Origin of the sequence: Ectobacillus panaciterrae DSM 19096 (assembly GCF_000430785.1) — a bacterium.
In the GTDB taxonomy this organism is placed as follows: domain Bacteria; phylum Bacillota; class Bacilli; order Bacillales; family Bacillaceae_G; genus Ectobacillus; species Ectobacillus panaciterrae.
Map to the genome: position 1 here is coordinate 53,157 of NZ_KE387254.1, position 13,594 is coordinate 66,750.

Here is a 13,594-nt window from a genome sequence, read left to right on the forward strand (position 1 = left end):
AAGAAATGACAGGCAACACATTAATTACTGAATAAAGACGAATGCTTAGGAAAAGTAGTGGACGCCCTTCTTGCCAAAGGCGGAACAGCTATTATCACAGCAGACCACGGCAACGCGGATGAAGAATTAACGCCGGCCGGTCAGCCAATGACAGCTCACACGACTAACCCGGTTCCTTGCATTGTTACAAAGGAAGATGTTGTATTGCGTGAAGACGGTATCTTAGGAGACCTTGCACCAACTATGCTTACTTTATTAGGAATTGAACAACCGAAAGAAATGACAGGCAACACATTAATTACTGAATAAAAAGGAGAGATTTTAATGCCAGCTATTCTTGATGTTTATGCTCGTGAAGTGTTAGACTCCCGCGGTAACCCGACGGTAGAGGTAGAAGTATATACTGAGTCCGGTGCATTCGGACGCGCAATCGTACCAAGCGGTGCATCTACTGGTGAATATGAAGCAGTAGAGCTTCGCGACGGCGACAAATCCCGTTACCTTGGAAAAGGCGTACAAAAAGCAGTAGACAACGTAAACGAAATCATTGCTGAAGCAATCATAGACATGGACGTAACAGACCAAGCAGGCATCGATGCAGTAATGATCGCATTAGATGGCACTGAAAACAAAGGCAAATTAGGTGCGAACGCAATCCTTGGCGTATCTATGGCAGTAGCTCATGCAGCAGCTGACTTTGTTGGTCTTCCATTATACCGTTACCTTGGCGGGTTCAATGCGAAGCAATTGCCGACTCCAATGATGAACATCATCAACGGCGGCTCTCACGCTGACAACAACGTGGACTTCCAAGAATTCATGATCCTTCCTGTAGGCGCTCCTACATTCAAGGAAGCAATTCGTATGGGTGCTGAAGTATTCCATGCATTAAAGGATGTATTACACAGCAAAGGCTTAAACACTGCTGTAGGTGACGAAGGCGGATTCGCTCCAAACCTTGGTTCTAACCGTGAAGCGTTAGAAGTAATCATGGAAGCAATTAAAAAGGCCGGCTACGAGCCAGGAAAAGACATCTTACTAGGTATGGACGTTGCGTCTTCTGAGTTCTACAACAAAGAAACTGGCAAGTACGACCTTGCAGGCGAAGGCCGCACTGGTTTGACTTCTGCAGAAATGGTTGATTTCTACGAAGAGCTAGTTAATGAATTCCCAATCCTCTCTATCGAAGATGGCTTGGATGAAAATGACTGGGAAGGTCACAAATTATTAACTGACCGCATCGGCAAAAAAGTACAATTAGTAGGTGACGATTTATTCGTTACAAACACGAAGAAGCTTGCTGAAGGTATTGAAAAAGGCATCGCTAACTCTATCCTAATTAAAGTGAACCAAATCGGTACTTTAACTGAAACATTCGAAGCTATCGAAATGGCAAAACGCGCTGGCTACACAGCAGTAGTTTCTCACCGTTCCGGTGAAACTGAAGATGCGACAATCGCTGACATCGCTGTTGCGACAAACGCTGGTCAAATCAAAACTGGTTCTATGAGCCGTACAGACCGTATCGCGAAGTACAACCAATTGCTTCGTATCGAAGACGAGCTAGGCGATCTAGCTGTTTACGACGGTTTAAAATCTTTCTATAACTTAAAGAAGTAATTTCTTTAAGTGATTGAGCCTTTGAACTTAGTCGTACAAAGCAAGTTCTTATGGCTTGAATCGAGTGATACAAAAACATGAATTTAGTCGTACGCTAATTATTGTTTAACCTCCTATTTATGTGTGATAATTCCACATTATAGGAGGTTTTTTATATGCGCATAACTGACTTGTTAAATGAATTTTCGACATGGACAAAATCCATGTCGAACTTATAAATTGTATTTATATAGATAAAAATCAAGGGTACATTAGCAAAATAATATCAGGCTGATCATGTTTCCATTTGAACAAATTTTGGTTTTCCATACTGATCATGCTCCTTTTTGAGAGTAATAGTATCAGTATGTCCAAGATTTAGAGATTACTTGCAATTGTCTTGAAGTTTTTGCACCAGAACCGAAAATAGTATATAAAACTTCTTACGGTTAGTTTACAAATCTAAAAGAAAAAGGTAAGATTATCGACGAAAATAGTACTCATTATCATTTACTATTTATAACCAATTAAAATAGTTACATAGAACTATTTTATAAGAAGGAGAGGGTAAATTGAAAAAACTTTACATTGTATTTTTAATCGCTTTAATGCTGGCAATATCAGCATGCTCAAATAATTCATCAACAAAAAGCGATTCCATAAAGGAAAAACACTTAAATATTTTATTTAGTTTTCCTTCTTCAACATTAGATCCAGTTAATGATTGGACAACATCTCTTGCTGGAATTACGGAAACATTAATTAAAATGGATGAAAATTTGGAGATGAAACCATTGCTTGCAACAAGTTGGAAGCAAGTTGATGATGCAACTTGGACATTTGATGTTCGAGATGGTGTAACATTCCATAATGGTGATAAGCTAACAGCTGAAGCCGTAAAACAATCATTAGAATTAGCTATCAAACATAGCCCCAAACTTGAAAATTCATTAAAAATAAAAGAAATGAGCGCTGATGGTCAAATATTAACAATAAAAACGAAAGAGCCGTTTCCATCATTACCATCAGAACTAATTAATCCTAGTACATCGATTATAGATGCAAAAGCATTTAATGAAATGGGTGCTACAAAATTCAACAAAGCTCCTGTTGGAACTGGTCCATTTACTGTTGATAGCTTTAAACCAGATGTTGAAATTGAATTGAAACCTTTTAAAGATTATTGGGACGGTGCTTCTCCGCTTAACAGCGTTACATTTAAATTTAATGCAGATGGTAATGTACGTGCTATGGCACTTCAGTCCATGGATACAGATATTGCGTATAACCTTCCTACTGAAAGTTTATCAACGATACCAAAAGATGAGATTAACATTGAATCAATTGAAAGTCTGCGCTCTGACTATATCTTATACAATATGCATAAACCTGTATTTCAAGATGTAAAAGTGCGAAAAGCCTTTGATTTACTGATTAATCGTCAAGAAGCAGCTGATGAGATTATGAGTGGCCATGCTACACCTACAAGTAGCCCATTTTCTTCTAATCTACCTTTTGGAAGTGAAAAAACAGTTGTAAAACAAGATCTACAAAAAGCAAAAGCATTATTAGAAGAAGCAGGATATAAAATGAATGCAAATAAACAACTTGAAAAGGATGGAAAGCCATTATCCGTAAAAATGATGACTTTTCAAAGCCGGCCACAATTACCATTAATTTCTCAACTTCTTCAATCAGAAGCAGCAAAAGTAGGAATTAAAATCGATATTCAAACAACAGACAACATCGATTCTTATCTATTTGAAAAATCGGATTGGGATTTAGCAACATATAGTAATTTAACGGCTCCTCGCGGAGATGCAGGATACTTTTTAAATATCGCTTATTTAGCAGATGGTGCATTAAATCCTGGCGGTGTTAACATTCCATCTTTAAACGATACAATTTCAGAACTTAATCGTACGAGTGAACAAAATAAACGTAATGAAATTACGAAAAAAGCTGTTTCAATCATTGAAAAAGAAGTCCCACAATCCTTTATCATTCATCCACATTTAATTGTTGGGATCAACAAAAAGGTTGAAAATTTCAAACCTGGACAGGCAGAGTTTTATTTATTAACAAATAAAGTGGATATTAAGGAAAAATGATACGTTTTATTGCATCACGACTTCTCCAAATGGTCCTTGTCTTATTTATTTTATCCGTAGTGACCTTTTCTTTAATGAAATTAGCGCCTGGTGATCCAGTTCGATTCATTCTAAAAGTAGATGAGGTAGTTGCAACTTCAGGAGAGCAAGAACAGTTGCGGGAAAAATTAGGTTTTAACGATCCTGTATGGAAACAGTATATTACGTGGTTAGGCAATGTCACAAAGCTTGACTTTGGTACTTCCTATATTTCAAATGAGTCAGTTGTATACGAACTTTCATCACGATTTGGTCCAACCATTTCTCTTGCTCTTAGTAGCCTTGGACTTACGCTTCTATTTGCGTTTGTATTAGGCGGGCTTGCTGCACTGAATCATCAGCGATTTTTTGATCATCTTTCAAGAATCATTGCATTTGTTGGTGCGTCAATTCCAAACTTTTTAGTTGCACTGTTATTGATCTATTTCTTTTCAATGAAACTACGCATTTTGCCTGCCCTGGGAAATGGAAGTGTACTTCACTTCCTTCTCCCATCCTTAACACTTGGATTTGGAATGTCAGCTGTGTATGCTCGATTATTGCGAGCTAGTTTACTAGACAGTTTGCAACAAGAATATATACGAGGAGCTCATGCTCGAGGGATTCCGCCCTATCTTATTTTCTTTTGTTACGCACTCCCGCCTGCATTGTTACCTGTTTTAACTATGTTTGGAATGAGTTTTGGCTTGTTGCTTGGCGGAACAGTCGTGGTAGAGACGATTTTTTCATGGCCAGGGTTAGGTCAATTTATTGTTGATTCAATTATGAAGAGAGATTATCCTGTGATTCAAGGATTTATTTTACTTACCGGCTTTTTCGTTATGTCTATTAATTTATGTGTCGATCTTCTTTACGCTATCGTAGATCCCAAGGTTCGACTAGCTGGGAGGTCAACAAAATGAAAAAAATGCGGCGTGATCCACTTATGATTTTCGGATGTAGTATTCTTTTATTTTTACTCATCATCTTATTAGCAGGTCCATTGATTGTTCAAAATAATCCGCTTGAGGTTAATATGGGTAATCGATTTCAACCACCCAGTACGGACTATCCACTCGGAACAGACCATCTTGGCAGATGTACGTTCTCACGTTTAATTGAAGGAGCAAAGGCAACATTAGAAATTACGTTCATTGTAATATTTATAGCAATGTTAATCGGTGTAGCAATCGGGTTATTTTCAAGTTACCTTGGCGGAAAGTGGGACGCTTTCTTTATGCGAATCGCAGATGGATTCATGACGATTCCAGACTTCTTAATCGCTGTTGCCTTTGCTGGGTTCCTAGGTCCTAGTCTACCTAATATCGCTATTGCTATTGTTTGCTCCAAGTGGTTTACGTACGCTCGTATGACGCGGAGTATTGTTATTGCTGAAAAAGAAAAAGACTATATTCAGTATGCAATAACTGCTGGTAGTACGAGTTTCACTATCATGACTCGACATTTAATTCGACACATCATTCCAACGATTACAGTAATGGGAGCACTTGATATTGGCAAGATTATTTTAATGATTTCAGCTTTATCTTTTCTCGGTCTAGGTGCACAGCCTCCTATGCCAGAATGGGGAGCAATGCTGAATGAAAGCCGGGCCTATTTTCAACTTCACCCTGAATTAATGTTTTACCCTGGTGTCATGATTGCACTAACGGTTTTAAGCTTTAATTTAATTGGTGATAGTTTACGAGATTCATTAGATGTAAAGGAGTAAAAACTATGGTTTTGTCATTAAACAATGTTACAATTAACCATCAATCAGGTAAATCAATTGTCAAAGGGCTCGATTTAAAAATAAATGAAGGCGAAATCATGGCCATTATTGGTGAAAGTGGAAGTGGAAAAAGTGTCACAGCTTTTTCCATTTTTGATTTATTACCAAAGCAGCTTTTTATTGCTGATGGCCATATTTTATTTAGGGGCCAAAAATTAAGTGACCTATCTCAAAGAGAAAAACGCAAGCTGCGCGGCAAAGAAATGGCCTTTATTTTTCAAGACTATACGGGAAGCCTCTCTCCATTTCGGACAGTAGGTTCTCAAATGATGGAAATGGCTAGAGTTCATACAACTTGGTCTAAAAAAGAAATAAAACAAAAAGTCATGGATGCTTTACTGAATGTACAGCTTAATCCTAATAAAACATTTCGGTCTTACTCATTTCAATTAAGCGGCGGGCAAAGGCAGCGTATTGCGATTGCACAGGCTATGTTATTAAAACCTTCGCTTATTATCGCTGATGAAATCACAACAGCACTTGATCCAATGACTACCAAGCACGTGCAACAGTTACTTCTTACATTAAAAAAAGAAACAGATTGCGCTATTATATATATTACACATGATCTTGGGTCTATTGAGCATTTTGCCGATAAAGTGGCCGTCATGTATGGCGGGCAGCTGATGGAACAAGGCGAAACAGACCGCATTTTTGTTCACGCATCCCATCCATATACCAAACTGCTCATGCAGGCAAAGCCACCAATTGAGGAAGTTCCTTCATACCTTGAAACCGTTCCAGGAGAACCTGGTAAGCGAAGTGAAACAGGCTGTCCATTTTCACTTCGCTGTTCTCATGCTGTTGATTCTTGTATGACTGAAGACTTAAAAAAGCGGACAATTGATGAAAATCATGATGTGTATTGCCACGTTGTAAAAGAACAAAAAAAGAAAAAGACGGTGTTTGTATGAGTGAAGTTTTAAAAGTAGAGAATGTATCAAAAGCATTTAAAAATCAGCCGATTTTACAAAACATATCCTTTAACATTGAACGAGGAGAATGCGTTGGATTAATCGGTGCAAGCGGCAGCGGAAAAACAACATTAGCGCGCTTATTACTTTTATTAGATTATCCGGACACAGGTGACGTCCAAATAAACGGCCGTTCTCTTTTTAAAGCCAAAGCACGTGAACGCCGTTTATTACGAAGACATATTCAAGTCGTCCTTCAGGATCCGTCATCGTCATTTAACCCGAAGCTAACGGTTTTCCAATCATTAATGGAACCATTAAATAATTTTCCATTGTATAGCCCTTCTTTTTTAAAAGATGTTCGTCACTCAAAAAAGCAAACGGCGGAAAAATTGCTAACAATGGTTGGTTTGTCAACAGATCTATTACAGCGTTATCCTCATGAATTAAGTGGAGGACAAAAGCAAAGGCTTGCAATTGCGCGAAGCATTAGTTTAGAACCAAGCCTACTCATTTGTGATGAGCCAACAGCTAGCTTAGATGTATCAGTACAAGCACAAATTCTAAATTTGTTAAAGGAACTAAAAGAAACGCTTGGTTTATCCATTTTATTTATTTCACATGACATGATTTGTGTTCGTTTTATTAGTGATTATGTACTTGTATTAAAAGACGGGGAATTACTCGATTCATTTCCGGCATCAGAAATGCTTGAAGAAAGCCGTCATAGCTATACAAAACAATTAATTTCAATTTCTTAGGAGCGTTACTATATAAGTCCGCTTTGTTATTCCGACATATCTGTCGTTTGCCACGTAGAACAAAAGGGAAACTGCGCTTGCTCCCTCTCTATGGTCTACTCCTGCATGGACCACGAAAAGGGTTTGACCGTTTCTACGCTTAGTTGGATGCTCTCTCCCACCTAAAAGAAAAGTTTTTATGTCGATTTTTTAGTTGCATTTATATACATGACAAGCCCCCACTTCAAGGAGTGTTAACGAGTAAGTGGGGGAGTTACACCAGTCTTCCTAACTATCTTTCATCCGTTTCCCTTTGCGAACAATATAACCCCATTTATTGGAGGTAATGACGTTTAACTGATTCGATTTTATTAATTGTTCAGTATACAGTTCTTTCTGTACTAAAAGCAATGCCTTATCCGTCCTTAAAAAGGTGTTCAAATCCCCGTTTTCCACGTGTAAATTGCCATATAACTCTGCTGTTAGAACCGTATTTTGCGGCCATACCGCGCAGCTTGAGGGATAGTACATAAATAAGCTATATCCTTTTATTCCTTCCATTCCCTGTATTTTTTGAAGCAAGCTTAGTTGTAAATTAGGGATCGGGTTATTTAAATAAGCTTGAATCTTCCATTCGTAATATATAGAAGCAAAAAGAATGGAAAATAAAAGGACGACTCTTGTTAGCAATGTTCCATTCCGCAGAAATTTACTTGCAAGGGCACCAATCATGATCGATAACGCAGGATAAATAGGCAAAATATACCATCTTATTTTAGTTTTAGAAAAAGTAAATAGGATGAAAGGAATAATAATCCATAAACATATGCCTATCATGTAGGCCTTTTTCTCGGATTTGAAAATTTCAAACGAAAAATTTTTATTTAAGTATACTAGGATCAATCCGAATAAGATGATGAGCCAAAAAAGGAAAAATTTACATAATATTTGAACGTAGTAAAGCTTACCCCCTATGTGCCCTTCTATAGAGGCGGATGACCTATACAGCAGGTCATACATAATCATATTTTTAAAAAATTCTATGCCGTCATATTGGTATCTAATGACTCCCCAAACAAGAATCGGCAAAACGATGCACGAACATAATAAAATCCAGTTTTTGTGAGAGAGCCGTTTATATTTGCCGGTAAAAATAAGATACAATCCTATAATGATTGCTATATTGACTGCGTGCCAGCTTTTGGTTAAAAAGGCCAAAGCTAACGCAAGTCCCGAAAAATATAGCCATTTATTATTTTGCTCACAAAGTAACAGGGACAGAATGGCCGCTGTAAATAAAAAAACAAAAAGAGAATCTGCATCTCCTGTTCTTGCACTGTGATTTATTAAAAATTGTGTGCACGTCGCCAATGTCAATGTCGATAATAGGGAAGCAAGCTTTCCGTGTCTTTTGTTTACGAAAATAGCTATCATGATAATAGTTAGCATTGCACAAATTGCTGAGAACAGTCTCAGTCCCAGTGCATTGAATCCCACAATTTTGTAGCTAGCCATGTTAGCCCAAAAACTAAGCGGAGGTTTTAAATTCCAATAATCAATTTTATTTCTGTATGTACTTACAACAAAGGTTCCCTTTTTTAACATTTCATAGGCACTTACCCCGTGCCTCGCCTCATCCCAGCTGGAAATGGGAAATTTCCCTAAATTATAAAAGACGTTGAAAAGAGACACAGCCAGCAAAGTTAGCATCATAAAAATGTAAATAAATTTAAATTTACGATATGAACGGTACATAAGCGACTCCTTGTTCCTGCAGATTTACATACTTTGTAACTTAGGGCTAAACGCGCAAAACATGCAGCATTTGCCCAAGCAAAGCTAATAATTCTTTTACCTCTAAGGTACCCATTTACTTTGAAAGTAATTAAATTGCTCTTAAATTTCACAAAGGTTTAGATTGCTAAAATGTAACAATTTTAGATGTATGCATCTTCACAGCTTAAAGAAGTAATTTTTTTATCATAAAAACAGGCCGTGTGTGCATTGAGGGCACTGAAAAGGTCTTTTTTGTATGTTACTTGTAGCCCGTCTTTCTTTATGTTACATTTAAAATAATTGAAAGTGTAGGTATAAGGAGGTTCATCACGTGTACACGTTTCTATCGGCCTTATTAATCATTGTATCCATTGGGTTAGTGATTCTTGTTCTGTTACAATCCAGTAAAAGCGCAGGTCTTTCCGGAGCGATTTCCGGGGGAGCAGAGCAGTTGTTCGGCAAACAAAAAGCACGCGGCTTTGAAGCGGTATTGCAGCGTTTAACCGTTGTGTTTGCAGTATTGTTCTTCGTATTGGCAATCGCGGTTACTTACGTTAAGTTATAATATAATGCAAGAAAAGATTCATCCGTGCAGATGAGTCTTTTTTTGTTTAATAAGGAAGCATAAAATAGGGCAGGGGTAAGAACCTTAGGTTCTGCACCTGAACGAGCGGGCTGCGCTTTTCTTGGTGTCTAGCTCCGCCGGTAAACGTTTCACCTATATACAAGTGAATAAAAAACCGTCTTTTTATAGTGGGGAGAGATCATCCGGCGACGCGCAGAAGCGGTCAAACCTTTGTAGTGGTTCATGCAAAGGTAAACCAGAGAGAAGAAGCATACCATACTCCCTTTTGGTTGCACATAGCACATGGGAATGTCGAAATTATAATTCACTTATATAAGAACCTGAACGAGCCGTCTCCGCTTTTCTTGGTCATCTCGTTAGGTTAATTCCGAGCGACTATGATACACTAAGAGTATCGACGAGGAGAGTTACAACATATAGAAAGAGGAGAAAAAGAATGAAATTGTCAGCCCCAAAACCATTCACATTTGAGGCGGGAGAACGCGCGGTGCTTTTATTGCACGGTTTTACAGGTCATTCCGCTGATGTCCGCCAGCTCGGACGGTATTTAGAGAAAAGAGGGTACACATCCCACGCGCCGATTTATAAAGGCCATGGCGTACCGCCGGAGCAGCTTGTTCATACAGGTCCTGAAGACTGGTGGAAGGATGTAATGGCTGCTTACAACCATTTGAAGGAACTAGGCTATGAGAAAATTGCCGCAGTTGGTTTGTCGCTGGGCGGCGTATTTTCTTTGAAGCTTGCTTATACAGTACCCGTTCTCGGAGTAGTACCGATGTGCGCGCCGATGTATATCAAGAGTGAAGAAACGATGTACAAAGGAGTTTTAGCGTATGCAAGAGAATATAAGCGCTATGAGGGCAAATCACAAGAGAAAATCGAGCAGGAGATGCAAGCATTCAGACAAACCCCGATGAACACGCTTCATGCGCTTCAAAACCTCATTCGTGACGTACGCAACAATATCGACATGATTTATGCGCCGACATTCGTTGTTCAAGCACGGCATGATGAAATGATCAATACAGACAGCGCGAACATCATTTACAACGGTGTCGAGTCCAGCATGAAGCATATCAAGTGGTACGAAGATTCCACACACGTCATTACATTGGACAAGCAAAAAGATGAATTGCACGAGGATGTATTCAATTTCTTAGAGCAACTGGATTGGTAAGATTCAGTTGCATCTTTTTTATTCGCTTCCGGCATCGGATACAGTATTTATACATATCGAGCTTTTAGGCAAAACTACATAATATGAGTGTTTGAAAAAGGAGGAATATATTTGGAACAAGCTATTCAACAGCACATGGACAGGCTGCTTGCTTTCATGAAAGAGGAAGTATATAAGCCATTGACTGTACAGGAGTTGGAAGAGGCGTTCGACATTGTGGAAGCGGCGGATTTTAAAGACTTCGTCAAAGCCCTTATTTTAATGGAAGAGAAGGGGCTTATCGTCCGTACACGCAGCAACCGCTACGGCTTGCCGGAGAAAATGAACTTGATACGCGGGAAGATGACTGGACATGCGCGGGGCTTTGCGTTTGTTGCGACGGATGAACCGGGGATGGATGACATTTTCTTGCCGCCAAACGAACTGAACGGGGCGATGCATGGAGATATAGTATTGGTGCGCATCAGTTCAGAATCAAGCGGCAACCGCAGAGAGGGTACGGTCGTCCGCATTGTAGAGCGCGGTACGAAAGAGGTCGTAGGAACGTACACAGAGTCCAAGAACTTCGGGTTTGTTATTCCGGATGATAAGCGCATCATCGGCGATATCTTTATTCCAAAAAATGCATCCAAGGGTGCGGTGGAAGGACATAAGGTCGTTGTGCACATTACGGGCTATCCGGAAAACCGCTTGAGTGCAGAGGGTGAAGTTATTCAAATTCTCGGTCATAAAAATGATCCGGGTGTCGATATTTTATCTGTCATTCATAAGCACGGTCTGCCGCAAATGTTCCCGGCTGATGTATTGGAACAAGCAAACAATGTGCCGGATGAGATTGATGAAGCAGACTTGAAGGACCGCCGCGATTTGCGCGGAGAGATGATTGTTACAATCGACGGCGCAGACGCGAAGGATTTGGATGACGCCGTTACCGTGACAAAGCTTCCAAACGGAAACTATAAGTTAGGCGTACATATCGCAGACGTCAGTCATTATGTAAAAGAAGGATCGCCGATCGACCGCGAAGCGGCAGAGCGCGCGACAAGTATTTATCTTGTAGACCGCGTAATCCCGATGATCCCGCATCGTCTATCTAATGGAATTTGTTCATTGAATCCGAAGGTGAACCGCCTTACCCTTTCTTGTGATATGGAAATCAACAGCAACGGTGAGGTTGTGAAGCACGAAATTTTCCAAAGTGTTATCAAAACGACAGAGCGCATGACGTACTCTGACGTGAATCGGATTTTAGAGGATGAAGACCAAGAGCTGCTTGAGCGTTACGAGCCGCTTGTGCCGATGTTCAAGGACATGGCGGAGCTTGCCTCAATCCTGCGCGAAAAGCGTATGAAGCGCGGTGCCATCGACTTTGATTTTAAAGAAGCGAAGGTACTGGTAGACAAAGAGGGGCATCCGACAGACATCGTGCTGCGTGAGCGTTCTACAGCAGAAAAGCTCATTGAGGAATTCATGCTTGCGGCGAATGAAACAGTTGCAGAGCACTTTCACTGGCTCAACGTACCTTTCATGTATCGTGTCCATGAAGATCCGAAGGAAGATAAGCTGGAGCGCTTCTTCCAGTTCATTACAAACTTTGGCTACGTAGTAAAAGGAAAAGCGAATGACATTCATCCGCGAGCGCTCCAGCAAGTACTGGAGATGGTGCAGGGACAGCCGGAAGAAATGGTAATTTCCACTGTAATGCTTCGCTCCATGAAGCAGGCGCGTTACGATGAGAAGAGCTTAGGACACTTCGGGCTATCCACCGAATTTTACACGCACTTTACATCGCCGATCCGCCGTTATCCTGACACGATTGTGCATCGTTTAATTCGCACGTATCTCATTGAAGGCAAAATAGATTCGAAAACACAAGATGTATGGAACGAAAAGCTTCCGGAAATCGCGGAGCATTCCTCCAATATGGAACGCCGTGCCGTAGAAGCAGAACGCGAGACGGATGAACTGAAAAAAGCAGAATACATGCTGGATAAAATCGGAGAAGAGTATGACGGGATTATTAGCTCCGTCACAAACTTCGGTCTGTTTGTAGAGCTGCCGAATACGATTGAAGGTCTTGTACATGTCAGCTACTTAACAGATGACTATTACCGCTATGACGAGCAGCATTTTGCGATGATCGGCGAACGTACGGGTAACGTATTCCGTATTGGGGATGAAATTACCATACGCGTCGTCAACGTCAACAAGGACGAACGCTCTATTGACTTTGAAGTAGTAGGAATGAAGGGCAGTCCGAAGCGTGACCGCAAGCCGCGTTCAATGGTAATTGATCAGCCGGGCGGAGGACGCCGCAAGCGCGGAAATGGAGAAGGGGATAAGGAACAAAGCCGCCGCAAGCGCGGAAACGGAGAAGGCGAGAAGGAACAAAGCCGAAGGGGCAGAGGGCCGTATAAAGAAGGCAAGAAAAAGAAAAGTTTCTTTGAGAACGCACCTGCCGCTAAACGCAAAAAGAAGAAAAAGCGATAAAACAAAAAGAAGGAGGACGCAGCGCGTCCTCCTTCTTTTTGTTTTAACCATGGATTTTTTTATCATAAATTAAGCGAGAATACCCCCACTTCAAGCGTGTGAATGGTGTGTAACGGTAAGTGGGGGATGAATCGCCTTCGCACAAGAGATAGGCACGTTCCATCTCTATTGTCCAACATGTAAAAATTTTGCAAATGTATAGAACGTATGTTTCGTTTGTGGTAAAATGAGGAATATACAGGGGGTGAATCTATGATTCGAGCGAAACGAGTCTATTTCCAAACCTCAAAGATAAATCTGCAGCGATTGTTTGACTGCAACCGCGAGTCCGCCAAAGTATGGAATGATTGTTTGCGTCACGCAAAGGCGTATCATCTGCAACATAACGGTA

General features: G+C 40.3%; 10 protein-coding genes and 1 pseudogene. 10 read left to right on the forward strand and 1 reads right to left on the reverse strand.

All coding sequences use genetic code 11. The annotated features are described in order from the left end of the window. Positions 1–36: 36 nt before the first annotated feature. From H540_RS0127940 to H540_RS0127970, 7 genes and pseudogenes are all read left to right on the forward strand, one after another. Positions 37–309, forward strand: a pseudogene (locus H540_RS0127940) (2,3-bisphosphoglycerate-independent phosphoglycerate mutase); the annotation flags it as partial. 15 nt (positions 310–324) lie between these two features. Beyond that, a complete protein-coding gene (gene eno, locus H540_RS0127945; protein WP_028403381.1) occupies positions 325–1,620 on the forward strand; it encodes a phosphopyruvate hydratase in 1,296 nt (431 codons plus the stop codon). Positions 1,621–2,171: 551 nt separating this feature from the next. After that, complete coding sequence (gene nikA / locus H540_RS0127950) at positions 2,172–3,710, forward strand: nickel ABC transporter substrate-binding protein (protein ID WP_028403382.1); 1,539 nt, start codon at positions 2,172–2,174, stop codon at positions 3,708–3,710. Then, the gene (gene nikB / locus H540_RS0127955) at positions 3,707–4,651 is read left to right on the forward strand and encodes a nickel ABC transporter permease (protein WP_034672120.1); all 945 of its coding nucleotides are present in this window, start codon (positions 3,707–3,709) and stop codon (positions 4,649–4,651) included. Before nikA ends, nikB begins: the two co-directional genes overlap by 4 nt. Next, the gene (gene nikC, locus H540_RS0127960; RefSeq protein WP_034672122.1) at positions 4,648–5,460 is read left to right on the forward strand and encodes a nickel transporter permease; all 813 of its coding nucleotides are present in this window, start codon (positions 4,648–4,650) and stop codon (positions 5,458–5,460) included. Before nikB ends, nikC begins: the two co-directional genes overlap by 4 nt. A 5-nt stretch (positions 5,461–5,465) precedes the next feature. Next, complete coding sequence (locus tag H540_RS0127965; RefSeq protein ID WP_028403385.1) at positions 5,466–6,434, forward strand: ABC transporter ATP-binding protein; 969 nt, start codon at positions 5,466–5,468, stop codon at positions 6,432–6,434. After that, positions 6,431–7,195: an ABC transporter ATP-binding protein gene (locus H540_RS0127970; protein WP_028403386.1), complete on the forward strand. Its 765-nt coding sequence runs from the start codon at positions 6,431–6,433 to the stop codon at positions 7,193–7,195. The genes H540_RS0127965 and H540_RS0127970 overlap by 4 nt, the downstream gene beginning before the upstream one ends. 267 nt (positions 7,196–7,462) lie before the next feature. Here H540_RS0127970 and H540_RS0127975 read toward each other — a convergent pair whose 3' ends face one another. Further along, positions 7,463–8,929 carry an ArnT family glycosyltransferase gene (locus tag H540_RS0127975; RefSeq protein ID WP_028403387.1) on the reverse strand — a complete coding sequence of 489 codons (1,467 nt, stop codon included), beginning with the start codon at positions 8,927–8,929 and terminating at the stop codon, positions 7,463–7,465. A 352-nt stretch (positions 8,930–9,281) separates the two neighbouring features. Between H540_RS0127975 and secG the strand changes: the two genes are divergently transcribed. From secG to rnr, 3 genes are all read left to right on the forward strand, one after another. After that, positions 9,282–9,515, forward strand: coding sequence for a preprotein translocase subunit SecG (gene secG / locus H540_RS0127980; RefSeq protein ID WP_028403388.1), 234 nt, complete (start codon positions 9,282–9,284; stop codon positions 9,513–9,515). 457 nt (positions 9,516–9,972) lie between these two features. Beyond that, complete coding sequence (locus H540_RS0127985; RefSeq protein ID WP_028403389.1) at positions 9,973–10,713, forward strand: alpha/beta hydrolase; 741 nt, start codon at positions 9,973–9,975, stop codon at positions 10,711–10,713. A 111-nt stretch (positions 10,714–10,824) separates the two neighbouring features. Then, on the forward strand, positions 10,825–13,203 hold the full coding sequence (gene rnr, locus H540_RS0127990; protein ID WP_028403390.1) for a ribonuclease R: 2,379 nt from the start codon (positions 10,825–10,827) through the stop codon (positions 13,201–13,203). The last annotated feature ends 391 nt before the right edge of the window (positions 13,204–13,594 follow it).

Excerpts from the sequence above, each read along its gene's own strand:
- H540_RS0127965 (WP_028403385.1), top strand. The coding sequence starts at position 5,466 with ATGGTTTTGTCATTAAACAATGTTACAATTAACCATCAATCAGGTAAA.
- H540_RS0127975 (WP_028403387.1), bottom strand. The coding sequence starts at position 8,929 with ATGTACCGTTCATATCGTAAATTTAAATTTATTTACATTTTTATGATG.
- eno (WP_028403381.1), top strand. The coding sequence starts at position 325 with ATGCCAGCTATTCTTGATGTTTATGCTCGTGAAGTGTTAGACTCCCGC.
- H540_RS0127970 (WP_028403386.1), top strand. The coding sequence starts at position 6,431 with ATGAGTGAAGTTTTAAAAGTAGAGAATGTATCAAAAGCATTTAAAAAT.
- H540_RS0127985 (WP_028403389.1), top strand. The coding sequence starts at position 9,973 with ATGAAATTGTCAGCCCCAAAACCATTCACATTTGAGGCGGGAGAACGC.
- nikC (WP_034672122.1), top strand. The coding sequence starts at position 4,648 with ATGAAAAAAATGCGGCGTGATCCACTTATGATTTTCGGATGTAGTATT.
- nikB (WP_034672120.1), top strand. The coding sequence starts at position 3,707 with ATGATACGTTTTATTGCATCACGACTTCTCCAAATGGTCCTTGTCTTA.